Origin of the sequence: Streptomyces sp. NPDC048258 (assembly GCF_043201995.1) — a bacterium.
In the GTDB taxonomy this organism is placed as follows: Bacteria; Actinomycetota; Actinomycetes; order Streptomycetales; family Streptomycetaceae; genus Streptomyces.
Genome location: NZ_JBICZH010000021.1, coordinates 1 through 23,673, shown reverse-complemented (window position 1 = coordinate 23,673; position 23,673 = coordinate 1). Strand labels below are relative to the sequence as shown.

The 23,673-nt window shown below is 69.1% G+C and carries 26 protein-coding genes and 1 pseudogene; 14 read left to right on the top strand and 13 right to left on the bottom strand.

The features are described 5' to 3' along the window. Positions 1-210 precede the first annotated feature (210 nt). The 3 genes from ACGFYQ_RS33775 to ACGFYQ_RS33765 all read left to right on the top strand — a co-directional run bounded on the left by ACGFYQ_RS33775 (position 211) and on the right by ACGFYQ_RS33765 (position 2,772). Complete coding sequence (locus ACGFYQ_RS33775) at positions 211-633, top strand: hypothetical protein (RefSeq protein WP_393750011.1); 423 nt, start codon at positions 211-213, stop codon at positions 631-633. A gap of 130 nt (positions 634-763) precedes the next feature. Further along, on the top strand, positions 764-1,702 hold the full coding sequence (locus ACGFYQ_RS33770) for a hypothetical protein (RefSeq protein WP_393750010.1): 939 nt from the start codon (positions 764-766) through the stop codon (positions 1,700-1,702). Positions 1,703-2,091: 389 nt separating this feature from the next. Then, positions 2,092-2,772, top strand: a complete 681-nt coding sequence (locus ACGFYQ_RS33765; RefSeq protein WP_393750009.1) for a hypothetical protein — start codon at positions 2,092-2,094, stop codon at positions 2,770-2,772. A gap of 187 nt (positions 2,773-2,959) precedes the next feature. Here the strand turns inward: ACGFYQ_RS33765 and ACGFYQ_RS33760 are convergent, their stop codons facing one another. The 6 genes from ACGFYQ_RS33760 to ACGFYQ_RS33735 form a co-directional block, all read right to left on the bottom strand. Next, the gene (locus ACGFYQ_RS33760; protein WP_393750008.1) at positions 2,960-3,868 is read right to left on the bottom strand and encodes a hypothetical protein; all 909 of its coding nucleotides are present in this window, start codon (positions 3,866-3,868) and stop codon (positions 2,960-2,962) included. Then, on the bottom strand, positions 3,865-4,713 hold the full coding sequence (locus ACGFYQ_RS33755; protein ID WP_393750007.1) for a ParA family protein: 849 nt from the start codon (positions 4,711-4,713) through the stop codon (positions 3,865-3,867). Before ACGFYQ_RS33755 ends, ACGFYQ_RS33760 begins: the two co-directional genes overlap by 4 nt. A gap of 149 nt (positions 4,714-4,862) precedes the next feature. Further along, the gene (locus tag ACGFYQ_RS33750) at positions 4,863-6,047 is read right to left on the bottom strand and encodes a cytochrome P450 (protein ID WP_393750006.1); all 1,185 of its coding nucleotides are present in this window, start codon (positions 6,045-6,047) and stop codon (positions 4,863-4,865) included. Continuing rightward, a complete protein-coding gene (locus tag ACGFYQ_RS33745) occupies positions 6,044-7,255 on the bottom strand; it encodes an MAB_1171c family putative transporter (protein ID WP_393750005.1) in 1,212 nt (403 codons plus the stop codon). Before ACGFYQ_RS33745 ends, ACGFYQ_RS33750 begins: the two co-directional genes overlap by 4 nt. Positions 7,256-7,264: 9 nt before the next feature. Beyond that, complete coding sequence (locus tag ACGFYQ_RS33740; RefSeq protein WP_393750004.1) at positions 7,265-7,795, bottom strand: toxin; 531 nt, start codon at positions 7,793-7,795, stop codon at positions 7,265-7,267. A gap of 114 nt (positions 7,796-7,909) precedes the next feature. Continuing rightward, on the bottom strand, positions 7,910-8,386 hold the full coding sequence (locus ACGFYQ_RS33735) for a helix-turn-helix domain-containing protein (protein WP_393750003.1): 477 nt from the start codon (positions 8,384-8,386) through the stop codon (positions 7,910-7,912). A 320-nt stretch (positions 8,387-8,706) separates the two neighbouring features. Between ACGFYQ_RS33735 and ACGFYQ_RS33730 the strand changes: the two genes are divergently transcribed. Further along, positions 8,707-9,177, top strand: coding sequence for a hypothetical protein (locus tag ACGFYQ_RS33730; protein ID WP_393750002.1), 471 nt, complete (start codon positions 8,707-8,709; stop codon positions 9,175-9,177). Positions 9,178-9,230: 53 nt separating this feature from the next. Here ACGFYQ_RS33730 and ACGFYQ_RS33725 read toward each other — a convergent pair whose 3' ends face one another. Both ACGFYQ_RS33725 and ACGFYQ_RS33720 read right to left on the bottom strand, forming a co-directional pair. Continuing rightward, a complete protein-coding gene (locus tag ACGFYQ_RS33725) occupies positions 9,231-9,548 on the bottom strand; it encodes a type II toxin-antitoxin system PemK/MazF family toxin (protein WP_393750001.1) in 318 nt (105 codons plus the stop codon). Then, the gene (locus tag ACGFYQ_RS33720; RefSeq protein ID WP_393750000.1) at positions 9,545-9,754 is read right to left on the bottom strand and encodes a hypothetical protein; all 210 of its coding nucleotides are present in this window, start codon (positions 9,752-9,754) and stop codon (positions 9,545-9,547) included. The genes ACGFYQ_RS33725 and ACGFYQ_RS33720 overlap by 4 nt, the downstream gene beginning before the upstream one ends. A 260-nt stretch (positions 9,755-10,014) precedes the next feature. Between ACGFYQ_RS33720 and ACGFYQ_RS33715 the strand changes: the two genes are divergently transcribed. Both ACGFYQ_RS33715 and ACGFYQ_RS33710 read left to right on the top strand, forming a co-directional pair. After that, on the top strand, positions 10,015-11,316 hold the full coding sequence (locus tag ACGFYQ_RS33715; RefSeq protein WP_393749999.1) for a hypothetical protein: 1,302 nt from the start codon (positions 10,015-10,017) through the stop codon (positions 11,314-11,316). A gap of 102 nt (positions 11,317-11,418) precedes the next feature. Continuing rightward, positions 11,419-11,937 (top strand): hypothetical protein, encoded by a 519-nt coding sequence (locus ACGFYQ_RS33710; RefSeq protein ID WP_393749998.1) that lies wholly within the window; start codon positions 11,419-11,421, stop codon positions 11,935-11,937. A 138-nt stretch (positions 11,938-12,075) separates the two neighbouring features. Here the strand turns inward: ACGFYQ_RS33710 and ACGFYQ_RS33705 are convergent, their stop codons facing one another. Continuing rightward, complete coding sequence (locus ACGFYQ_RS33705) at positions 12,076-12,591, bottom strand: hypothetical protein (RefSeq protein ID WP_393749997.1); 516 nt, start codon at positions 12,589-12,591, stop codon at positions 12,076-12,078. A gap of 683 nt (positions 12,592-13,274) precedes the next feature. Here ACGFYQ_RS33705 and ACGFYQ_RS33700 point away from each other — a divergent pair. The 3 genes from ACGFYQ_RS33700 to ACGFYQ_RS33690 are packed head-to-tail and all read left to right on the top strand — an operon-like array spanning position 13,275 to position 15,941. Beyond that, positions 13,275-13,955, top strand: coding sequence for an RNA polymerase sigma factor (locus ACGFYQ_RS33700; protein ID WP_393749996.1), 681 nt, complete (start codon positions 13,275-13,277; stop codon positions 13,953-13,955). After that, the gene (locus ACGFYQ_RS33695) at positions 13,939-14,325 is read left to right on the top strand and encodes a hypothetical protein (protein ID WP_393749995.1); all 387 of its coding nucleotides are present in this window, start codon (positions 13,939-13,941) and stop codon (positions 14,323-14,325) included. The genes ACGFYQ_RS33700 and ACGFYQ_RS33695 overlap by 17 nt, the downstream gene beginning before the upstream one ends. Further along, entirely contained in the window at positions 14,322-15,941 is a 1,620-nt protein-coding gene (locus ACGFYQ_RS33690) for a hypothetical protein (RefSeq protein ID WP_393749994.1), read from the top strand. The genes ACGFYQ_RS33695 and ACGFYQ_RS33690 overlap by 4 nt, the downstream gene beginning before the upstream one ends. A 134-nt stretch (positions 15,942-16,075) precedes the next feature. On the opposite strand, the pseudogene ACGFYQ_RS33685 reads toward ACGFYQ_RS33690, so the two are convergent. From ACGFYQ_RS33685 to ACGFYQ_RS33670, 4 genes and pseudogenes are all read right to left on the bottom strand, one after another. Further along, positions 16,076-16,442, bottom strand: a pseudogene (locus ACGFYQ_RS33685) (single-stranded DNA-binding protein); the annotation flags it as partial. A 60-nt stretch (positions 16,443-16,502) separates the two neighbouring features. Beyond that, a complete protein-coding gene (locus ACGFYQ_RS33680; RefSeq protein ID WP_393749993.1) occupies positions 16,503-17,534 on the bottom strand; it encodes a peptidoglycan-binding protein in 1,032 nt (343 codons plus the stop codon). 75 nt (positions 17,535-17,609) lie between these two features. Beyond that, complete coding sequence (locus ACGFYQ_RS33675) at positions 17,610-18,251, bottom strand: hypothetical protein (protein ID WP_393749992.1); 642 nt, start codon at positions 18,249-18,251, stop codon at positions 17,610-17,612. 18 nt (positions 18,252-18,269) lie between these two features. Further along, positions 18,270-18,899, bottom strand: a complete 630-nt coding sequence (locus ACGFYQ_RS33670; RefSeq protein ID WP_393749991.1) for a hypothetical protein — start codon at positions 18,897-18,899, stop codon at positions 18,270-18,272. 433 nt (positions 18,900-19,332) lie between these two features. Here ACGFYQ_RS33670 and ACGFYQ_RS33665 point away from each other — a divergent pair, with 433 nt between their 5' ends. From ACGFYQ_RS33665 to ACGFYQ_RS33645, 5 genes are all read left to right on the top strand, one after another. Then, the gene (locus tag ACGFYQ_RS33665; RefSeq protein ID WP_393749990.1) at positions 19,333-19,914 is read left to right on the top strand and encodes a hypothetical protein; all 582 of its coding nucleotides are present in this window, start codon (positions 19,333-19,335) and stop codon (positions 19,912-19,914) included. A gap of 64 nt (positions 19,915-19,978) precedes the next feature. Beyond that, entirely contained in the window at positions 19,979-20,293 is a 315-nt protein-coding gene (locus ACGFYQ_RS33660) for a hypothetical protein (protein WP_393749989.1), read from the top strand. After that, complete coding sequence (locus tag ACGFYQ_RS33655; protein ID WP_393749988.1) at positions 20,290-21,282, top strand: hypothetical protein; 993 nt, start codon at positions 20,290-20,292, stop codon at positions 21,280-21,282. The genes ACGFYQ_RS33660 and ACGFYQ_RS33655 overlap by 4 nt, the downstream gene beginning before the upstream one ends. Positions 21,283-21,299: 17 nt before the next feature. Then, positions 21,300-22,115, top strand: a complete 816-nt coding sequence (locus ACGFYQ_RS33650) for a hypothetical protein (RefSeq protein WP_393749987.1) — start codon at positions 21,300-21,302, stop codon at positions 22,113-22,115. A gap of 146 nt (positions 22,116-22,261) precedes the next feature. After that, positions 22,262-23,449, top strand: a complete 1,188-nt coding sequence (locus ACGFYQ_RS33645) for a DUF2637 domain-containing protein (RefSeq protein WP_393749986.1) — start codon at positions 22,262-22,264, stop codon at positions 23,447-23,449. The last annotated feature ends 224 nt before the right edge of the window (positions 23,450-23,673 follow it).

Here is a 23,673-nt window from a genome sequence, read left to right as displayed (position 1 = left end):
GTGCTGTACGGGCGGCCCGCCGTCCTCGCCCGTGGTGACGGAAACTGCGTGTGGTGTGGAGAGTCAGTCGCCGCACAGTTGTACAGCAGCCTGATCGAGCAGCCAAGTAGAGCCGCGTTGCGTGGGGGACTACCCAAGTCGCTACGGCTGCTGTACTATTTTCTTGTTGGCGGAGAGCACCGCCACAAACCCGAACAAAGGAACACCCCGATGATTGCTGCCCTGGCTGTGAAGCCCCTGCCGCGACTCAACGCCCAGTACGGGCCCATGCGCACCGTCCTGCACGCCACGAAGCGCACCGACGTCGCACCCGAGCAGCGCGACGCCTTCACCCTGAACCTCCTGGGCGGCAAGGAGCTGCGGGAGTCCTACATCCGTGCGGCCGACGGATCCGCGGATCTGACCATCCGGTTCGTCGAGTACATCGACCCCGTCACACACAAGATCTTGTACGCCATCGACTACTGGTCGGTCGCCGGTTACTGGGCCACCGACCATCCGATCCGCGCCGTGGCGGAGAAGGCCTACGAGGAGGCCGTGCGCGTCGAGTTCGCCCACCCGACGCTGCCCCTCTCGCCGGAGCGGTTCAAGGGCGGCCTGGCGCACTTCTACGACGTCACCGACGTCTTCTGACCGATCCGGTCCCATCGCCGGGGCGCGACGTTCACTACCGCGCCCCGGCATGCTCACCGCGTCCGCCCGAGTTCATCGCCCGACGCGGAGCCGACCTCCGCGTCGAACTCTGCACCCGAAAGGTAGCCGTATGAGCACCCAGTCCAAACTGCGCATCCTCAGCCTCGGCGCTGGTGTCCAATCCACCACCGTGGCCCTACTTTCCGCAGCTGGCCACCTGCCCAGGCTGGACGCCGCGATCTTCGCTGACACCGGCTGGGAACCCCGCGCTGTGTACGCCCACCTCGACCGGCTGGAGCGCGAGGTGCTTCAGCCCGCCGGGATCCCGCTGTACCGCGTATCCGTCGGCAACATCCGCGACGACGCCCTCGACCCCGAGCACCGGTTCGCGTCCATGCCCCTGTTCATCAAGAACCGCAACGGTGGCGACGGGATGACCCGACGCCAGTGCACCTCGGAGTACAAGCTGAAGCCGATCAAGCGGAAGGTCCGGCAGCTCCTCGGCTACCCGCACCCGACGCCCGTACCGCGCGGCCTGTATGCCGAGCAGTGGATCGGCATCAGCCGCGACGAGATCGGTCGCGCCAAGGACTCCGGCATCCAGTACCTCCGCTCCGCATTCCCGCTCCTCGACCTCGACGGAGCCGCCGACGGCCGCGAGGGCTGGACCCGCGACGACTGCCTCCGCTACCTCCGCGCCAACGGCTGGGAAACCACGCCGAAAAGTGCGTGCATTGGGTGTCCATTTCACGGCAACTCGCAGTGGCGTCGCCTGAGGGACGAGCAGCCGCAGGAGTGGGCCGACGCCGTCGCCTTCGACGCCGCCATACGGTCCGGGAACGCCCGAGGCAACGCAAACGGCAAGCCGCTTCTCGGCGAAGCATTTCTTCACCGCTCCCGCGTCCCGCTCGACCAGGCGCCCGTCGACCGCATCACCGCCCACGAATGGGCCGCCAAGCAGACCGACATCTTCGGGCAGATCGCCGACGCCGAACTCGAAGACGGGGACCCCGACGGCTGCTCGCCCTGGTCCTGCCGCTCCGGACAGCCCGCCAACACCGCCGCCTGACCCCACCCCGCCTCAGTCATACGGCCATGCACCGCCGTGTAGCCCCACTCCGTCCGCGCCGCATTCGACGGCGCGGGCGGCCCTCTACTCCGGCACACCCCACTCGAAGGATTCTCATGCTGGAGCAGCACACCCCGTCCGCCGCCCACCGTGCCGCCCTGCTCGCCGCAGTCGACCACGACGGGCGAGTTCCTGCTGACACCACTGCCTGAACGCTGGGAGCGCTGCTGGGGCGCGGCTGGATCCGCAAGGTCACCGCTGAGCACCTTTCTCCTGGCGGCAGAGGCGAGTTCCGGCAAAGCGGCTTGCCGCACTGCCCCCCGGTCCGCCACACCAGCCCCGAGCCGACGGCGGCTCAGCCCCTTCCGCACCCACCCCTGGAGAACCTGATGAGCACCGAGTTCAGCGAGTACAACGTGACCTGGGAGAGCAACATTGACGGGAGGGGCCCGGCCGACGCCGCTCGGCGCGCGCTGGCCAGACTGCGGGCCGACGGCCCGGACGACGACTCGCACGTGTTGTTCACCGTGTACGCCGGCGATGGGGCCGCCTTCGAGGTCGACCTCGACGCCGCCACCCCGACGGGCCGCCAAGTCGAGCCCGCCAAGACGCCAGAGCCCGTACGCGGCACGCTGCCGGTAGATGTGAACGCCACCCTCGTGGACCTGCGCAGGCAGGCGGGAGCGTGGCAGGCCAACGCCGAGGACACCCGTGGTGCGGCCGCCACACTCTCCTGGGGCCAGAGCATCGACCGCATGGGCGAGCGCGACGACCTGGCGCACGACATCGTCACGGACTTCGCCCGGCTCGACCACGCCATGACGAACGGGCAACTGCGAGATGTTCCGACCGACTGGCGCCCTGCGGCCCTCACCGATGAGCAGTTCGCGGCGGCCATGGCGGACTGGCCGGAGCTGGACGTACTGGGGGAGCGGAACGTTCGGCACCTGGCCGGGTTCCTCGGCATCCGTGCCGTCCGGTACCTCGCCCAGGACGCCCTCAAGAATGCCCGCCGCTTCATGGCCGATGCCGAGGGACAGGGCTCGGCCGAGCAGCCCTCTTACGGATGACCCCCGGTCACGGCCATGCCCCCCGGCGTGGCCGTGGCCGCGAGTCCAAGGCTCTATGGGGATGCGGGCCAGTCGTCCTTGTTCTGATCGCATGGCCGACCGGCCGTCTTGTCGTATGCTGCGTGTAGCTTCAAACGTTGATGCCCGGCCACCTCAACTGGCCGGGCATCAGCGCGTTTTGCGGCCCTTATGGCTTCGGCGTCTGCTTCATCCGGGCCAGGACGGCGTCGAAGACCGTGGAGTCCTTCTCGTCGGCGAATGCCTCCAGGAGGTGACGTTCGACCTCCGTGCGCGGGATCCGGCTGCGATCCAAGACGTTCGCCAGGTCGACGGCGCGGCGGTCGACAGCCCGTCGGACAGCGGGCGGAATCGCGGCCACGGGGCGGGGCGACGGTTTGCCGACCAGAACGCCCTCGATCGTCTTCGCGAGGACTTCGGGATCGTCTTCCTCGTTGAGCTGGAGATTGCCCGGCATCATCTTGACCGTCTCTTGCAGGCGGGCTGCCGTGACCTTGTCCGCGCCAACGCTGTCGGCCACCAGGACGTACACCGCGACGGCCCCGTTGAGACCGTAGGCGTTCTTCACCGGGACGATCTCGCGGACCTGTCCCGGATTGGATTCGTAGCCCCGGGCCTTGAGGACTTCCCCGATTTCCCAGGCGGCGCGCAGTTGGCTGCACCGTGAGACGGAGATGCCCTTCTCGAGGAGAGCCCACTCCTCGATGGTGTTGTAGTAGCGCTCCGGTTCCAGCTTGTGCCGGGTACGCCGGAACAGTCGGCCGACGGCGACCGTGTCCAGCGACTTGCCGAGCATGAACCATGCGGTTTCGTGCAGTGCGATGCCGTCGACGCAGAGCGCGAACCGCTCCTGCTCCTCGGGGGTGAGGTCGCCGTCGCCGGCCGGAAGGACTGGATCGGGAATCTTGTGCAGGCCCGGCCGAGCCGCCTCTAGCGCGGCATCGACGCGCTCGGCGATCACGCTCTCCTGCGCCTGCTGGCGGTTGCTGTCCCGGGTGGTGTCGACGGCCGCGAGGACCTGCGCGGCGGCCTCAGCCTCTTCGGGTTCGTCCCAACCGGCCAAATTGAACTGGCTCACGCGGCCTTCACCATCCCTGCGTTGGCGGCGATCGTGCGGTAGAAGCCGGCGGTGTCCGTGCGGGGACGGAAGTGCGTCACGGGAAGACCCGCATCGCGGGCTTCCTTGATGTCGGCCGCGCGGACGGGAACTTCTCCGAGGAAGGGGATGGTCGGGTGGCTCTTGAGCAGCTTGTAGACCTCGGCATCGAAGCGGCCCATGGGCTTGGTGACGCAACCGACTGCAAGGCCGATCACCTCGAAGTCCGTGCGCTGGCAGCGCGCCATGACCTTCTTGTGCATCGCAACCTGCTGCCGCAGGCCCATCATGGACCACTCGTCGACGTCGGTCATGATGATGGCCGCGTCACAGCCGGCCAGCTGGGACTCGGTGTCCATGTCGAGTGCGGGGCGCTGGTCGAGCAGGATGTCGTCGTACAGGTCGCGGAGCTTGTCCAGCATGATCGTGTACAGGGTTAGCCCGGCGCCTGTGTCACGAAGGGCGGTGGAAATACCGGCCATGTCGAGGCTGGCGGGCAGGACGTCGATGTTCTCCACCTTCGTCTTGGCGATCAGGGGGCGGGGGTCCATCGCGTCGAGCACGACCTGGGCCTGCGTGAGGGCGTTGGGGCCCGGGATGGGGACCTTGAATCCCTGGGTCGCGTTGCACTGCGGGTCTCCGTCGACGACGAGGACGCGGCGTCCGTGCTCGGCCAGCGCTCCGGCCAGATTGATGGAGGTCGTCGTCTTGCCGACGCCGCCCTTCTGGTTGCACATCGCGATAACGCGGGCCCGCATACCCTCGCTCAGGCGCGGCTCTTCGTGGCTCTGGGCGCCGATGAGGGGCCCGGTGGTGGTTTCCGTCATGGTAGGGACGATAGTCAGACCGTGGGCCCTACTCGGCCACCACACCCGATTCGGTGGGACCTGAGACACGAAAAGCCCCTGTGAAGGGGCCTTCCGGGTTCGCACAATTGGGCAAGAATGATCTTGATCGCTGGCCCGGGCGCTGCCTGTCACCAGGTGATCGGTAGCTGCTGCAGTCCCCGCTTGTGGTACGACGGCCACCACTTGAGCTCGTCGGGCCCGGCCGCCAGCTTCATGGTGGGGAAGCGTTGCAGGAGGGCTGTCAGCGCGACTTCCCCTTCAAGGCGGGCGAGCGGGGCGCCGAGGCAGTAGTGGATGCCGTGGCCGAAGCTGAGGTGGGCGGCTGGCCGGCCCGGGTCGAAGCTGTCGGGTGCCGTGAACTGCCCGCCGTCACGGTTGGCCGAGACCAAAGACACCCAGACGCGACCGCCGGCGGGGATCGGGACGCCGCCGATGGTGAGGTCTTCGAGGGCGAAGCGGCGGACGCCGAGGGTGAACGGCGCGTTCCAGCGCAGGGTCTCTTCCAGCACCGCACGGATCGGCGTGCGGCCGTTGCGGGTCGCGGTCATCTGCTCGGGGTGGAGGAGCAGCGCGAGCGCAGCGTTGCCGATCAGGTTGACCGCGTTGTCGTAGCCCGCGAACAAGATCAGGAAGGACATGGCCAACAGCTCGGGTTCGCTCAGGCTGTCGTGGTCGTCCCGCGCCTGGGTCATCGCCGAGAGAAGGTCGTCGGCGGGGTGGGCGCGCTTGGCCGCGATGATGTCGACGAGGAAGCGGTACATGTCCCGCATTGCCGTACGGGATTCCACGGCGGCGTCCGGGGCCGGTGCGAGGAGCGTGTTGGTCCATCCCCGGAAGTCGTGTCGGGCGTCCCGGGGGATGCCGAGCAGGTCGCAGATGACCGCCATGGGCAGAGGGTTGGCCAGGCCGTCCATGAGGTCTGCGCGGCCGTCGGTGAAGGCGTCCAGGAGGTCGTCGGTGTGCGCCTGGACCTGCTCGCGCAGTGCCTCGAGGCGGCGTGGGGTGAACGCCTTCGATACCAGCCTTCGCAGCCGGGTGTGGTCGGGTGCGTCCATGTTGAGCAGGTGGGCGTCCAGCTCGGGCGGCATCGAGGACTGGTAGCGGCCGCTGGTGTGGGCGTTGGCCTTGTTCAGGGACAGCCGAGGGTCCGCCAGCGCTGCGCGGACGTCGTCGTAGCGGGTGACGAGCCAGACCGGAGCGCCGTCCGGCGTGGTCGTGCGGTGTACCGGGCCCGCTTCCCGCAGCTCGGCGTATACCGCGTGGGGGTCCGCCATGAGCGCATCCCCGAAGAGGCTGGCCGTCGGTTCGCTCATGCTCGTGCGGCTTCCGCGAGGAGGTCGCGGCGGCGGAAGGCGTCGGCTACGCGCATCAGCCGCTTGCGTTCGACGCGCATGTCGCCGGCCGCGGGGTCGGGCGGGACGGCGGCAGCGTGACGGATGTCGCCTCCCTCCTTGAGCGCTTGGAGCCCGGCCCGTATCTGGGCTGCTTCGACGAGTGCTTCGGTCTCGTCGGCGGAGATTCCCTTGGCCGCGCTGACCTCGCGCATGTTCCGGGCCACGGCGGGGTCGATGTAGGGGAGCAGGGCCAGTTGGCCGTCGAGGATTTCGACGGTCAGACGGCCGACCAGGAACGACAGGTCGTCGTCGGTGAACGCGCGCCGGGGGCTCTTGGGGTGGAGGTCGGGGAAGAGCACCACTTCGGGGAACGCCTCGGTCAGGGCCGCCCACAGAGGGTGGAGCCGCCGGTAGGCGCGGTAGTGGATGATCCGGGCACGCGCGGAATCAAGTCCGACGCCCCAGGCCGGCATGGTGAAGCCGACCGCGAAGAGCCAGGCCGAGACGCTCGCGGACATCGGAGCGACGACCACGCTCACGAAGTGCAGAGGCGAGGTGCCGACCAGGTCCCATGTGAGGGAGACGACCTTGGGGATGCCGTAGCCGAGGCCGAACACGGCGCCGGCCGCGACCACTCGAAGTCCGCGGCGCAGCCAGGGGCGGTCCACTGCCTTGGCGTAGCGCCAGCACATGTTCATCAGGCCAGTCATGCCGACAACGAACAGCAGGGCGTAGATCAGCAGAAACTGCGTGATGTAGGGCGTCTCGGCGTAATGCACATCGAAGTCGACGTGGTGCTCACCGTCGCTGACGTCACCGAGGACGAACAAGGTGATCATCGAGCCCACCGAGGTGACGGCGTACGCGACGAGTACCCGGTGCCAGAGCCTGACGCGGTCTTGAGCCGAGGACCAGCGCACCAGCAGGGCGAGGAACGATGCGAGGCAGATCGCCACCGAGGTGTAGGTGATCAGGGTGGCGATGTTGGTTATGCCCAACAGCCGGTCGATACGCACGTACACCCAGGGCGCGGCGACCACGAACGGCGTGGCGAACGTCGCGATGGCCAGGCACAGCAGCCGAAGGTCGGGGTTGCCGCGGTCGCGGAGCAGGTCGCGCAGCTTGTAGACGAAGGCGCTCCAGGAGATCACTGCCAGGACGCCGTAGACGAGGTTGAAGAGAAGCACGTGTCAGTCTTACCTACTGGTGGCGCGCTCCAGTGAGCGCCCGAGGTGCGTGACGAGATTCGCCACACCCGGCGAGACGTTCGCCGGTGGCCGGTGGCAGCTTGCGCTTGCCCGCATCGGCATCAGCGATGCGACCAGTTCGGCGGCGCGTTCTTCCTCCGTCGAATACTGGGTTCGTGCGAGCACGCTGCGCACCAGGGTCGGCGAGAGCGTTGGCATCAGAAGCTGAGCTACCTCGTCGGCCATGGCGGGGGCGGCTTCGTGCCCGCACAGCATGTGCCCGATCTCGTGCCGGGCGATGTGCTGCTGGTGGGCCAGGGTGGTGAACTTCTGGTAGCAGATGTAGTCGGCGTCGTCGGTCGCCACCCACAGCCCACACGGCTTCCCTGCGCCGGTGGGCATGGGGACCTCTATGAGGGAGATGGGGCGGCCGCGGAGTTGCTCAAGGCGGTCGCACAGCTCGTTGACGTCGGCCCCTGCCGGGATGTCCAGATTATCGACCACGTCGGCGCAGTACCGACGGAGCTCCTTGTTGTTCATCCCCTCACCCCTTGAATGGCCGTCCGGCCATTGCCATCTCGTGACGATCATGCGTGCCCCCGTGGTGTTCGTGCCCCTGCGAGGACGTGGTGTTCCTCGGTGGGTGGGGCGTGGTCATAACGGGGAGGGGTCCCCGGGGGCCGCCTCACCCGCACGCCCTGTTGGCATCCGTCGGCCGGCTTGGGCCTTGCCGAGGTGCTTGAGGACCGGCACGAGCGCGTTGAGGGCGTCGTCGTCTAGGGCTGCGACTGTGCGGAGCGCAATCTGGCGGGCGCCGACGCCCTTGAGCGCCGAGAGCAGGGCCAGGTCCTCACGGACCTTCTCGCCTTCTCCGTCGTCGACGAAGTACTTGACTGGCACGCCGAAGAAGTCGGCGAGCGCGGTCATCTGGGCGAGTGTCGGGTTGCTGCTCGTGCCCTTGCGGAGATTGCCGACGTACGTCGGTGAGACGCTGACGGCTCGGGCGACTTCGGCGTTGGTCCAGGGACCTCGGTCTGCCGGATGGATGGTTTCGAAGAGGCGGTTGAGCCTGGCGGCGAATGTGTCCTGGTCCGGCTCGGCCGGTTCGTCAGCACGAGCGGTGTCGACCATCGCTATGCCACCTCCCTCGTTCAACTATCAATTAATTCAAGCCATGGCGTGATGAACTGAAATGGAGTCTACCAGCCGCTTCTCTTCGTTCTCAGTTGACGTAGGGGGCCCGGCGGGGCACAGTGGATCGCCGGGCCCGGACTCCCAGGAAAAGGCTGGTCAGGGCAGACTGAGTCGCAGTCTGCGCGGCTGGAGACATCCTGGGAGCACACCCGACACCCTGTACCGGCGGCGTGCGTGCGGCTTCCGCCACGCTTTGCACACCGCCCACCAGATCGAACTGACATTCGAGGGCAGTTCTTCGGCGGGACGGAGAAAACATGACGATCTCTGATGCAATCCCAAACAACTGGATGATCGGAACGCCGCACGGGGAGCTGTCGATGCCGCCGCTCTGGCTGAGCCCGGAAAGCGCCATCGATTTCACCATCGGACCGGAAAGCACACCGGTAGAGGCCATGAAGCAGGCCGCGGCCATGGTCGGCATGACCCTTCCTACGTGCCTGTCGGAGGTCCCCGATCCCGAGGCGGTGTGCGAGACCGTCAAGGCGGTACTCACCGAGCTCGTCGACGTCACCGCCAGGCACCGGGCCAGTCTCGATCTGGTGGGGAAGGTCAAGTTCGACGGGGCCCATGTGACCGTGTCCGTAGGCGACATGAACTGTCTGCTTCCTGCGCCCAGCGAGGAACCTGGCCTGTATCTGGTGCACCGCCACGCCGACGAGGTGGGGCAGTACGCCGGCGACCTCGGCGGCCGGGTCACCTGGGCAGCGATCCGGGTCCTGCAATGACAACGCCTCCGTCCGGACTGGCCGGCGGAGGCGGGAAGCGGGACGGGGAGGGGCTACAGGTCGAGAACGGCCCGCAGGGCCCGCTCCACGCGCTCCATGTCTTCGGGGGAGAGGAAGCCGAGGAGCTTGCCTTCTTCGAACCGCTGGGGCCGGAACGCGGACACGTCGGGGGCCATGACGACGCCGCGCACTGGTGTCTCGATCGGGATGGTGACGAGGGTGTCCAAGGCGTCCTCGGCCTCTTGGACGAGGACGCAGACAATGCCGCCCGGGTGCAGGCGGATGACAGCCGAGTCCTCGATCACGAGGACGGTGCGTTCCCGGCCCACCGTGGGGACACGCCACACCGAACCCCGCTGGATGTCGATCACGCAGCATCCGCCTCGAGGGCGTCGTACACGTCGTCGGCCGGGTCGCTCAGGCGCAGCCGGTGGTACTCGGCCATTGCGTCAGCCAGCAGCTTTTCCTCCACCGCCTTGGACACGAAGTCCGACAGGTTGTCGCCGCTGGCTGTCACAGCGCGGCTGTGAAGGTCGTGCGGCATCGTGATGCTGACCTTCTTCCTCGTTGTCGTCATGACGCCAATCCTACCGCCGGGATGACTCGCGTGTAAGGTGTGACCACCGCCACGAAAGTAGCGGTAGAAATGCAGAAGGGGCACCGACCTGGCCCGGTCAGTGCCCCAAAAGCCCTACCCACCCATTGCAAGAGAAGTAGGGGCTGCTTGCTTCCGAGCATACAGGCTGTCCAGCTCGGAACAATGAGCGTTCGCGCCATCGCGCCGTACCTCCATGCGCAGAACCTGCGTCTCTGTCCGTAATCAGAGAGCACATCTCAGTGAAGAAGCGCGCGGGCCGTCCGGCCCGGTTCACGATGATTGCCAACACGGCGATCGACGACGAGTCCCTCGATATGACAGAGCTGGGGCTCCACACCTTCCTCGTCCGCTGCAAGGACGGGTACGACATCGACATGGACACCCTCGCCAAACGGCGAGGGCCGGGCCGTAGGGCCCTGTACTCCGCCATGAGGAAGCTCGTCGAGCGCGGGTACGTCATCAAGGTCAAGTTCCAGGACAAGGGTGGCCTGTGGGCCACCGAGGTCGTCATCTACGACACGCCCGCCGAGCTCCACGAGGTGGAGGAGCTCCTGCAGGAGTTCGCCCACTGCAAGAACGTCCGCCTCGAGCCGCTGTGGCTGGACCCGCGCAAGCAGGAGAAGGAGCCGCCGGCGGAGACCGAGGAGCTGGAGGGTGAGGAAAAGCCCAGCTCAGCACCGACCGACCGGAACCGGCAGGCCGGTGAGGTCGGTCCTGATTCACCGGCCTGCCAGAACCGGCAGGCCGGTAACCGACAGGTCGGTGACCGGCAGGTCGTGAACCGGCAGGCTAAAGACAGAAAGACAGACACGGAGACAGACACCAAGACCGTCCATCCCTCCGTAGGTTCCAGCCAGGCCGGACCCGGACTGGACGATGGAGGGAGGGACGGCCAGCAGATCGGCACTCGGGAGAGGGCGCAGGCCCGCACCATCGAGCGCACTCCCGGAGTGGGGCTTTTGCTGGGTCTCGGCTACGAGCGGCCCGAAATGCTGCTCACGGGGAAGGTGCTGGCGGACCAGGCCCTCGTGGTCGACGGGCTGCTCCTGGACGGCTGGACGAAGGATCACGTCCTGACCGCGCTGCTGCGTCCTTTGCCGCCGCAGACCCGTTCGGTGGGCGCGGTCATCTCCCGGCGACTGACGGACATGGCGGCCAGCCCCGTACCCGCGCCCATTGCGATGCCCGGGCCGCGAAACCCGCAGGGGTCGGACTGGGAGCGCTACGAGGAGGGCAAACGGCACGGGACCTGGACACCGGATCCGTGGGACGGCCAGGACGTCGACGCCTTCGTGAACAGCCGTCAGCGCTGGGCGGACTGCCAGGAGTGCAAGGACCCGATCATCACGCCGACCGGCACGGACCGTTGCGGGAACTGCCTGGGCTGGGCTCACTGCCCGCTCTGCAGCAAGCTCGTTCCCCCCGGTACGCACTGCGTGACCTGCGAGCAGGACACGCTGGCGCTGGAGTTCGCGGTGTGCGAGGAGCACGGGGACCGTTTCGTGGCCGGGACGGCGTGCTTCCAGTGTCAGGGGGAGTGAGGGAGGCAACCGGAATACGTCGGATTCGTGCCGCAGGTCGTCAGACCTGCCCGATCGTGTGATGTGCCTACCCGCGCGGCTTTGCCGTCGTACGTTGAGCGAGTGACTGAGCAACGAGGCCCCAGGCTTGAGGGCGAGCTGACCGACGAGCAGGCCGCCCTGCTCTTGCAGTCCTTCACCGAGACCCTCAACGAGGCCGGGCAGATCGCAGCGATGCTGTCCAAGTACCTAGCGGCGGGCGGCCGGGATTGGGAGACGTACGAGCGGCTGCTGGACCACTGGGCCCGCCAGGGCTTGAAGATGGTTCACGCCGGACGTGGGGCCCTGCGTCCCGAGCTGGCCCGGCTGTCGGCAAAGCAGATCGAGCAGGCCGCCGGGATCACCGGCCGCGAGGGCGGGATGCGCGAGCACGTGCACCAGCGTGTGGCGGCCGCGGTGCTGTCCACGGTGTGGTTCGCTGGTGAGCACCACCTGATCGAGGCTGAGGACTGGCCCGAGGACTTGCCCGACGTCGTCCTGACCGCCGTGCGGCAGGCGCCAGGCATCAACGACGATCCGACCATGCGCAACCTCCGCGACACAGGCGGGCCTGTCCCACCCACCTTCCGAAGCGGCGGATAGCGCTGCCGCCCATGCCGATGCGGCGTGAGACCGCTGACACCGTGGGTCTTGCCGCAACGGCACGGTCCCGCCGTACTCCGGCTGGCACCCAGTGAGACCCGCCCCGCCCCCGCCCCGCACAGCCGCGGGGCGGGGCGTTCAGCCCGCTTCTCGCAGACGGGTGGCCGTGTCGGCCACCGTCTCGGCGAGGTCCCGGTCGTCGTACCAGCTGACGGGCTTGCCGTCGTGGGTGTCCACCACGGCGTACGGCAGCAGCTTCCCGTGGTGGCGCATGTTGTCGCCGGGCCGCTCGCGGACAGCGAAGCGGGCTTCCGGTTCGTCGGGGGCCCCGGCGTGCGCGAAGCGGTCGGCGATCCGGGCCTCGTCGACAGAGCGCGCCGGCGGGGGAGCGGGGCGCCCTCGGCGCGCGGGCATCGGCAGATCCTCGGGGCGTACGCCGAGCTGCTGCAGCGCCTCGGGCAGGACGCCGAGGGTGCGGGCGATGATGTACGTGTTCTGCTGCTCGACGGTGCCGGCCTGACGGTTGCCCAGGCGCGTGTACACGGCGAGCAGTTCATCGAGCGCCTTCCCCGCGGCGCGGGTCTCTCCGGCCGTACGGGCCGCGTGGATCTGGGTGATGAGGTGTGCGGACGTCGAGGCGAACGAGTCGGACACGGAAAGGGCTCCTAACCACTCCGGTGTGGCACGCTCCGCCACGGTACTACCGGTGCGGCATCGTTGATAACGGGCCAGGGCGGCCCCTCTCCTAGGCGCTTTGCGCGGGGGCAGGCCCGGCGCCTGGCGGCGCGGCTGGCAAGGAGGGAGGGCCGCCCTGGCCCGTTATCAAGGAGTCAGGAGGAGGCTGATCGGTTCCGCCGGAACGGTTTGTCGTGAACACGCATGACAAAGCTCACGTGAGGCGTCCGGCGAACGAGCAGTACGCCGCGGCGGCGGCCGGCCCGCAGAGCGCTCGTGAGGGCATGCCTCGGCAGACCCTGCTCCCGAAAGTGGCGAGCCGCCTCCGGCATCGGGATCCAGTGACGGGGGAACCGCATCACCGTCTCGTCCAGAGATTCCGGGTACGCGGTCGCCGGCGTGCCTGAGGCCATGACAGGGGGTGCTCCTTCGATTCGGGTTCAGCGCCGGACCGGGTGCTCTCCCGGCGGCAGCTTCAAGGCGATCGACGTCACAGTACAGCTACCGGAGTGGATCGGAAGTATTTCATCCGCCACACCGTCAGGGCCGGGTCGTATGCTGCACAAGCGCCACACCGGAAGAAGATCCTCCGATGCTCAGGCGGGTTGCTGGTCAATCCCCAGGGTCGGCGCCCATCCGACACCCGGGGGGATGTCACTTCTGTGACCGACACGACCGAGAGCATCGACGACCTCATCGCGCGCGCAGCCGCAGGCGGCCCCGACGCCCTGGAAGCAATGAGCGCGCTGTATCTGCGCATGAACCAGACCGTCTACAACTGGGTTCGCCAGTACATCACCGACGGCCACCTGGCCGAGGACCTGTCTCAAGAGGTCTGGATGAAGGTCTCGCAGAAGGCGCGCCTCTACCAGCCGGGCACCAACCTGGTGGGCTGGCTCAGCACCATCACCCGTAACACCGTCTTCGACTACCTTCGCACCGCCCAGCGCCGGCCCGACGAGGTCCTGCACGCCGACTACCTCGAACTCGACCAGCCGCGCCCCGGGCTCACCCCCCACCAGTACGCCGAACGCAAGGACCTGGCGCGGGCCATCGAGTCGCAAATGGGTAAACTCCGCCCCGAACAGCGCCGATGCCTCCAGCTGCGTTTCTACGCGGGGTGCACGCCAGCGCATACTGCCGAGATCATGGGCAAGACGGAGGGCGCCGTGAGAGTCCTCACGGTACGGTCTCTGCGCAAACTCGCGAAGGTACTCCCCGCCGGGGACTCCTCTGCCGAGTTGGTGGAGGAACTGCTCACCATCGCAGTGAACAGAGGGAAAGTTGTCGGTGTTCGGGTGCAGACACAAGAGGCAGGGGCGCACCATGTTGCGACGCGCTGAACAGGCCGAGCGCCTGGAGCGGGCCCTCAGCGGCGGTCCCGTGCCGCACGACCAGGAGACCCGCCGGGCCCTCGCCGCGGCCGGGGCCCTGACGCCCGGACACCGTCGCAGCCCGGCCCGCATCCAGGCAACCCACGACGCGCTGCTCCTCGCCTTCCAGCGGACCCTGAACCCGCTGGAGACCCGCGACGACGCGGGCAGCGGCGACGGCCTGGAGGAAACCGAGCTCCACCGCGAGGAGGTCGCCCTCCCCGGGGGCGGCAAGCTTGTCGTCTCCGACCTCGAAGAGATCTCGGCCGACCGCCTCGAGGCGGCCGCCGAACAGTTCGCCGAGATCATCGCGAGCCGCGCGAAGGACCGGCAGAGTTGATACCCCGCCTGGAGATCATCGTCGGCGACTACCCCGTCGACGGCGGCCACATCGCCCACAACGGCACGCGCCTGCTCTTCCTGCGGCCCCAGGCATTCAGCACCGCCGTGCGGCACGTGCGCAACGTAGTGCCCGAGCTCACCCTCGAGGACGCCGAGCGGCTTGTCCGTGAGCAGTGTCCGGAGTTTGCGGACTTCGACGACCTGCTGGGCAGCAACAGTCCGCCCGCACCGCGCCTGGACCTCACGGCACCCCCCGCACCGGTGGCCGCGCCGCCCCGCCCGCGCGGCCGGCGCCGGCGCCAGGCAGCCATCGCCGCGGCGCTTCTGCCCGCCCTCGCCGCGAGCTGGGCCCTCGGCCGCTACATGGACATCAGCGTCACCCGGGCACACGACGCCAGCACCACTGCCGCCACCGCGGCCGCGCCCCCCACCGACCCGGGGCCGCACCCGTTCACCGACTCCACGTTCAAGTACTTCGCTGGCGCGGGCAGCATCGACTGCAACCCGGTCAGCACGCTCGCAGCCGAGTGCACCGACGCGGACGGCATGGTGATGTCCACGACCGCCGCGACCGGACCAGACTCCACGATCTTCACGTTCTCCTACGGCTCCGAGCGCATCGGGTTGCGCATCTTCCACGACCCCGGTTACGCCGCCACCTGGGCGCGTCAAGACGGCACCACCGGCCTGTACCCGAACCTGGAGATACACGGCCGGTACGGACTGTGGGGCACCGACAAAGCCCGCATCGGCGTGTACGGAGCCCTGCTGGACGACGCGGACAAAGCGCGCCGCCCGGCTGGCCCACCGAACGGCCCGCAGGCGATGGGGGGAGCCGCGGCGCTTCCCCCGCGGCTTGCGGCGCTCACCCTGGGCACTTTGGGCCTAGACCAGCACGACGTCCACCAGATCATCGCTGCCCGGGCCGACTCCTCAGTGGATCCTCCGGTCGTGATGGCGGCCCGCATGGTGTTGGGCCTCGACGTTTCCCCGCGCACCGCTCCGCCGCCGACCGATGACATCGTGGCCATGGCGGCCGGCCTCGAGCCCCAGGCGCAGACTCCACCTCCTCCGGTGCCGGTTCCAACGCCACCTCCCGCACGGGAACCGACGGCCACCCCGGAGCCGAAGACGCTTCCCACCCCGGGGCCGAATCCCGAGCCGGTTCCCAACAAGCCGCCGTCCAAGCCCACGCCGACACCGACGCCCACGCCGACGCCGGACCCGACGCCCACGCCGACGCCGGACCCGACGCCCACGCCGGAGCCCACGCCGACGCCGGACCCGACGCCCACGCCGGACCCGTCGCCGGAGCCGACGCCAGACCCGACGCCCACGCCGACGCCAGACCCGACGCCCACGCCGGAGCCCACGCCCACGCCGGACCCGACGCCCACGCCGGACCCGACGCCCACGCCGGACCCGTCGCCGGAGCCGACGCCCACGCCGGAGCCGTCGCCGGACCCGACGCCCACGCCGGCGCCGGAGGGCTCGGCCCCCGCGGTGCCCGGACAGGACCCCGGCACAGCGCCGGTAGGTCTCATCCCCGTTGACTTCCGCGACGACGACGATGAGCTGTTGCGCCTGCCGCCCGCGTGGGTGGCTACTGCCTGAGAAACGGGGAGGGGCCTCGGATTCGGTCCGAGGCCCCTCCCTTGTGCCCCGCGTTCAGAACGGCGGCTGTGGGCCCGCCCACTGGTCGTCAGCCACCGAGCGGCCTTGGCCGGCGGACGCCGCCGGGCGCTGCGCCCCACCCGTCCTTGTGACGACCGCCGTGGCGTTCTTGAGGCTCGCTCCTACCTCGTCGATGTCCAGCTCGTAGACCGTGCGCCGTACGCCCTCACGGTCCTCGTACGACCGCTGCCTCAGTCGGCCCTGCACGATGACGCGCATGCCCCGCTGGAGGGACTCGGCGACGTTCTCGGCCGCCTGCCGCCATACCGCGCAGGTCAGGAACAGGCTCTCGCCGTCCTTCCACTCGTTGGTCTGACGGTCGAAGGTGCGGGGGGTGGACGCGACACGGAACTTCGCGACCGCCGCACCCGAGGGGGTGAAGCGCAGCTCGGGGTCATCGACGAGGTTGCCGACGACCGTGATGACGGTTTCGCCTGCCACGGGGGGCCTTTCAGTTGAGGGGGAAGGTCGGCCCGCGGCGGCGGGCCGACCGGGGGGGGGTCAGGAGAACAGGAGCTTCCAGGTGAGCGGGCCGGGCAGCCCGTCGGCGTCACCGCGCAGTTCGGCGCGGGCTCGCTGGAAGGCAGCGACGTTCCGGCGGTCGGCTTCCGACCACCGCGGCCCGGGACCCTCGGTGTAGTGCTGGCCGAAGCCGCGGCGCACGAGCTGGCGGCCGAGAGCCGTGATGTGGTCGTTGACCTTCCCGGGCCCGAACTTGTCGGTGCCGGGGAACGGCGGCGGGCCCGGCTTTGCGCCGCCCGGCAGGGTGCCGAGGAGGTCCCGCAGTGAGCTCTCGCCCGGGACACCGTCGGCCGCCGAGCCGGTGTGGCCGAGGGACTTCTGGTAGTCGGAGTAGTTCTCGGTGTCGGCATCCGACCAGGTCGGTCCCGGGCCTTCGGCGTAGTGCCGGCCGAAGCCGCGGGCCACCAGGGCCTTGCCGACCTGCGTGACGTGGTCGCCGTTGGCGCCGTAGCCGTAGGCGAGTCCGTTGATGGTGACCTGGTAGCGCGCGACGGATGATCCGGTGCCGGAGCCCGAGCCGCTGTCCTCGCTGCCCTCAGCAGGCATTCCCGCCTGCACCCAGGCGTACAGGAGCTCGCCCGGGCACTCGGTGGCGAAGCCGTCCTTGTGGCCCTTCTTGGCCAGGGTCTTGCCGGTCTTGCGGCACGCCTCGTCGTACAGCCAGCGGCAGGCAGCGAGCGCCTTCGCACTCGGTTCCTGGTCGCCGCCGATGGCCACCTGGACGCCGAGGCCGGAGATGTTGTGGTTGGGACAGTGCGCGCCCTGCAGAGTCCAGCCGCGCCCCTCGAAAATGTTGCCGTCCTGGTCGACGACGAAGTTATAGCCAATGCCTGCCCACCCCTGGTTCAGGTGCGTGCGCTCGATCGCCTTGGGCACGCTGGTGCCGGTACGGGTGATCGGGTCTTCACCGTCGTGGTGGACGAAAAATTCGGAGCGCTGGGAGAGCGCAACGTAGTCCGGTGTGCCGTTCCAGGCCTTCGCGCCCCATTCGGCGCGGGAGACGATGTTCATGGGTGGTGCCCTCCGGTGCTGGTGATCAGGGAGGGAGCACCGTGCACGGCGGCCCGCGTTAGCGTCGCGTCCTCGTCAGGATTCGACGACCTCGGCGTCGACGACGTGGCCGTCTTCCAGCGCGGGTGGGTATTGGACGGCGAACAGCGTCTTGTCGAGGCGCTCGGCCAGGGCGGTCAGGTCGACAGGGGGTTCGTCGTGCGCGGCCGGTCCGCCCAGGCCGGTGATCTCCACGGCCAGCGTGGCGTCCCTGCCGTAGTGCTCGCGGTGCTGTCGCTCCAGGTACCAGGCATCGGCGCGCCAGTCCGGCGGTGTCCGGTCTTCGACGGTCTCTTCGACGATTTCGCCGGTTACCGAGTCCCGGAATCGGCGGGTGGTGACCTTGGTGACCACGCCGCCGTCGGCGACGCGCCGGATGTTGAGCATGGCTCGGGTCGCGGCCATGGCGCGGGCGGTGCGGACCCTCTCATACAGGGTTGCGTACTCCTCCTCGCTCGGTCGCGGGTCCTGCCCCTGCTCGCGGGCCTCTGTCTCGTCCCTGCCGCGCGCCATCCAGGCCAGGAAGGTGGAGCGGGCGATACCTGCTGACTCCGCGGCCAGTTCCACCGCTACGCCGGCCCGTGAGGCTGCGACCAGGCGCGCCTCGACCTCTTCGGAGAGCAGGCGTGGGCGTCCGGCGGATGGCCGGGGCCGGCGGGTCTTGCGGCGAGTGGACATGGGCGGACCTCGGCGGGTTCAGCGGGCGTTGGTGAACATGTGGCCGCATGCCGGGCAGGTGGAGTGCGGGGAGCGGCCGTCGTCGTCTGGACTGAGGCCGTCACCGGGGCCGTCGTCGGGCAGGTGCAGGGTCGCAGGTTCGTCCTCGCGGCCGCCGCCGGGCAGGGTCTCGGGGTCGACCTGCCGCAGGAGCTGGTCGATCTCGTCGTGGGGGATGGCGAGCGAGTCGAACAGGGCGGCGTCGCTGGTGGCCAGGTCCTCGAGGACAGCGGCGAACTCGCGGGGGTCCCAGCCGCCTTCGCCGGGAAGGCGGTTCAGTTTGATGGCCAAGGCCTCGGCCTCGGCGTCGGTGCGCGAGGACCAGCCCCGAAGGAGTGGCACGAGCCACCCGCTGTCTTCGTCCAGGGCCATGCCGGCGGGCAGAGGCTCCCCTCGCACGTGCATCTCTATGAGGGCTTCTCGGCGGCCGTGTCCGTGCAGGGTGACCTGGGTGCGTTCGTCGACGACCGGGATCTCCACCAGGCCGTGCATCTGGATCGAGTCGATGATCAGCTCGAGCTGGTGGCGCTTGGGGTTGCGGGGGGCCGGGTTGAGGTCGGTGAGCGGCACGTAGGTGACGTAGCGCGGGGCGGTGATGGTCTCGGTCACGGCTGGTGCGGTCCTCTCCCAAGTGCGGTGTTACCGGCGGCGGGGGAGGACTGCGAGCCCGCGGACTTCTACCGCGGCGCCCCGCCTCGCAAGCGGGACATGCCGTCATGGCCGGTCCTCCACCCGCTGCCGGACCGGCGTCGGCCCCTGTTTCCGGATGGGGCTGGCGCCGGGGTCCTGCCGGGCTTCCGGAGACGTCGCCGGGAGGGGCAGGGCCGGGCGTGAGGGTAGGGAGTTGGGCGCTTAGTGTCGCCCTACCCCCGCCAGTACGGTTGCTGTACTATTTTCCTTGGCTGGGAGAGCGACCCAGCTGCCTGGGCCTAGGTGTAACAAAAATCGGCGGTTGTCGTACTTACTAGCGACGGCCTCGAAACGCCCCGCCCGGGAAGACCCAAATCCCGGGCTGCGGTCCGGGGAAGAAGGGAACACCGACATGTCGAACGACATCGCCGACGAGCAGCAGGCGGAGCAGCCTGCCCCCATGCCCCTGGACCGGGTGGCGCTCGCGGCCGCGCTCGCACGCCTTTTCAGCGAGGAGATCGGGCCGGCCATCGACGAGCGGATGAGCGCACCGGTGGAGCGGCTGATCGAGGCGTACGAGAAGAGCGGCCAGCCGGGCGTGGTCGCCAGGATCGGTGACCGCGTCGCGGGCAAGTACACCGTGAACGTGACCCACCCCAAGTACACGGTCGAGGACGGCAAGGCCCTCGATGACTACGCCGCGACCCACGAAGGGCTCGAGGTCATCCTGCGCCGCAATCCGACCTGGGAGAAGGCACTGCTCAAGCACGTTGCGCAGACCGACAGCGGTGAAATCGTCGATACCCGCACGGGCGAGGTGGTCCCTGGCCTCAAGTACGTTCCCGGCGGACGCCCCAACGGACAGATCACCTTCACCTGGGCCGACGGTGGCGCCGGGCGAAAGGCACTGATGCAGGCATGGCAGCGGGGAGAGCTCAACGACCTCCTCGACGAATTGCCGATGCTCATGCCCGCCCCCACCGCGAGTAGCTGAGCCGACCGCCTGCCGGTCCGGCCGCTCAGCGGCCGGACCCCCGCGCCCCGAGGACCACCACACCATGAACAACCCGCACACCGCGGTCGTACAAGAACTTGCCACTGACATATCCGACCGGGCGTTCCGCCTGTACTGCGTCTTTGTCCTGCGCACCTCGGGGGAGTGGACGACCGTGCCCGCCCTGGCCGCTGCCTGTGGGCTCAAGCACCACCAGGTGCGCGCGCCTCTCACGGAGTTGCACAGGGCCGCCCTCATCGAACGGGACCGGGTCTACCAGAAGGCCGGCGCCGGCCGCATGACGTGGCGCACATATTTCCGACTGCCCGAGGACACCAGCGCGGCCACCACCGCCCCCACCAGCAAGGCCGCAGCATGAGCCGCACCGCCGTCCGCGTCAACCGCCGCGCCCGTTACCTGCACATCGAGTCCGCGACCGTCCGCGACAGCCGGATCAGTTACCGCGCCCTCGGCCTGCTTAGCTACCTCCTCGACCAGAGCGACGAATGGCAGGTCCGTTCCGAACAGCTCTGCAAGGGAGAGGCGCGCGAAGGCCGCGACGCGGTACGCAAGGCGCTGCGGGAGCTGGCCGCCGCCGGGTACTACCGGCTGGAGCGGCGCCAATTCCGCGACGGCAAGCAGGCAATGGGTACGGCCGTCTCGGAGTTCCCTGTTGAGCAGTGGGCCGAAGACTTCAAGACGTTCGGCGAGAAGATGCAGATCCCCGTGGTCGAGCAGCAGGACGGCACCTTCCTCGTCCGTTACCCCGACGGCTCCTTCGGGTCCGACGGATTCGAGGCGGACCCGGCCGATCAGGCCCCTGCGGACGGACCCGCCGAGGCCGACGACCCCGGAGCCGAGGACACAGTCGACGCGCCCGAGCCGAAGCCCCGGCCGGCAGCTGCGACCCCATCGCGGACGCGGGCGTCCACGCCCAAGGTGACAGTCACCGAGAGGAAGGCGGCTGCTGAGGAGAAGGCCGAGGAGGAGAAGGCCTTCAACGCCGCCGCAGAGGAGGTCGCGGCCTGGTGGTGGGCGCACGCCGAACAACACCTCGGCGCCTACGTCGGAAAGAAGGGCGGATACCTGGCGATGCGCAAGCAGGTCCGCGCTGCCTTGGTCAAGAACTACAGCCCAAAGCAGTGCGCCCTCGCGCTGCAGCACGCCCGTAAGCACTGGCCCAGCGCCCAGCAGTGGCAGTACTCCCTGGGCGTTGTCACCAACCACATCCAGCCCGCGCAGCGGGACGGCCGGATCGCCTACAGCGACGTCGCCACCTGGGGCCCCGCGGTGACCGAGCCCACCGAGACGACCACGACGGACACCCCCGACGACGATGACGCCACGTTCGGCGTCCTCACCGACTGACGAGGAGCGTGACCCTGATGTCGGTCGCCATGGACACCTACCCCATCACACCGGGGAGCGAGCCGAGACCTCTCTTCCAGGTGACGGACGCGGTCATTGAAGTGCTGCGCCGAGGCGGAGCTGACCTCAGCCAACTCGGCGTACCCGCCCAGCCGGAACCCGAAGACGGCCTGTGGGAGAAGGTCTCCGTCCCCCAGGCCAGAGCCCTCAAGAACATTTGGACGAACAGCATGAAGGAAGCCGCTCACGACGACTATCTGCGGTGGCGTCTTGACGACCTGGACCCCCTGCAGAAGCCGAATACGCTCCGGAACTGGCTCGACTCCCTCGTGCAGGCCAAGGAGCGCAAAGGCCGCCCCGAGACGCTGAACCTGATCGTGCCGGGCAATGTCGGCACCGGGAAGACCACCGCGCTGGCCGCCCTTGGTAACGAGGCCAGCGAGCGGGGGCTGGTGACACGGTTCGTGAAGCACGCGACGTACCTGGCGTGGCGTCGCCCGGATGGCAGCCCGGACGACCTGCGCGCCTACCAGGTCCGCAAGCGCCACGTCGAGGCGGACCTGCTCATCCTTGACGAGTTGTGCGGGGAGATGGACGGCATCGCCACCGAGTTCGCGCGCAGGGAGACCATCGACCTGGTGGACTCCCGGCTCGCGGCCGGCCGCGCCACCGCCTTCTCCACCAACCTGAAAAGTCGCGGCGCACCAGGGAAGCCCCCTGGCATCGCCGACATTCTCGGCGACCGGTTCCTGTCACGGATCGAGGCCCGCGCCCACCTGGTGACGATCCAGGGCCCCGACCGGAGGAAGCCGCACAAGCCCCTCGACTGGTGACGGACCGCCATTTTTCCCCGGTCGGCCCTGATCTGAGGGGGCGTGCGGAACACTTGGGGCGCACGAAGTGGAGGACGTATATCGTTTGGTCAACCCGGCGGCCATGAGCATAAGCCGCCCGGGAAACCCGAACGAGAGGACGTGCCTTGCCGAAGCTGTTGCCCAACCTCAGCACGGCGGCCGCACCACAGCGGCCCGAAGTGCCGCCACTGACGTGGCCGGACAAGATCCTGATCAGCTTCGCGATCCTGTTCGGGGCCGGAGTCGGCGCACTGGGACTCGCGACCTCATTCGGCGCTCTCTCCCGGGCTGCGCAGGCGTGGGGCTTCGGCTATCCGTGGATGCTGCCGGCCGGGGTGGACCTCGCGGTCCCTGCCTTCTCGGCTGCGTACCTCGTTCTCATCCGCCTGAACATGCCGCTCGCCTGGGTGCGGTTCGTTCCCTGGGCTCTGACCGCGGTGACGTGCTGGCTGAATGTCGAGGCGGGGGACTCGCTGTCGTCGAAGCTGGCGCACGGGACGATGCCAATGCTGTGGGTCGGCTTCGCCGAGATCGTCGCTCACGTCTACAAGTCGTGGATCGGCGCGGCGACCGGCCGACGGATGGAGTCGATCCGATTCCTGCGCTGGTTCCTGGCGCCCGTGTCCACGTTCATCATCTGGCGCCGCATGACGCTGTGGGAGATCACGTCCTACGCCGTAGCGCTCGAACGTGAACGGGACCGCCAGCTGGTGCGGGCCGAACTCCGCGAGAAGTACGGGAGGGGATGGCGCAGGAAGACCCCGGCCCGTGAGCGCGTACTGCTCAAGATGGGCGGACTCATCGCTGTGATCGACGAACCGCACGCCCCGTCGGCTGAGGTACCCGCCCAGCTCCCGGCCCCTGCGGTGGAGCAGCTCGTGGCCGAGACCGACCGACTCGCCGACCCGGCAGCGATCCCGGCGGTCTTGCCCGCTCCCCGGGCACAGGTCACCGCATCGATCGTGCCCGCCCAGTTTCAGCCCGGGCAGGCCATCGACGTTCCTGCACCCGATGTCGCCGAACCTGCAACGCCCCCGCCGGCAGCGACGAGTGACGAGACACCCGTCGCGGTCATGAGCGAGGAGGAGCTGTACGCCGTTGTGTGCGCCGCCATCGAGGCGGGCGAGGTGGATCGATTCACCAAGCAGAACGGTGACCTGACCGGGTCCAACATGGGGCGCGCCCTCGGGCAGACCGCGGGCAACGGCCGTAAGGTACGCCACCGGCTGCTCAAGCGGTACGCGGCGGCCACTGGCAAGGAACTCGGCGACGAGTTCACCGTCGAGGACCTGATGACCGCAGCCAACAGCTGAGGCATCCTGCCCACACCCGCACGTCTCGCGGCGGGGGGGCCCCCCCCCCGGGGGGCCCCCCCCCGGCCCCCGCCGCCCCCCCCCCCCCCCCCCGCCCGGGCCCCCCCCCCCCCCCCCCCCCCCCCCCCCCCCCCCGCGCCCCCCCCCCCCCCCCCCCCCCCCCCCCCCGCCGCCCCCGCCCCCCCCGGGGTCCGGGGGCCGGCCCCCGGCAGCGGCGCCGCAGG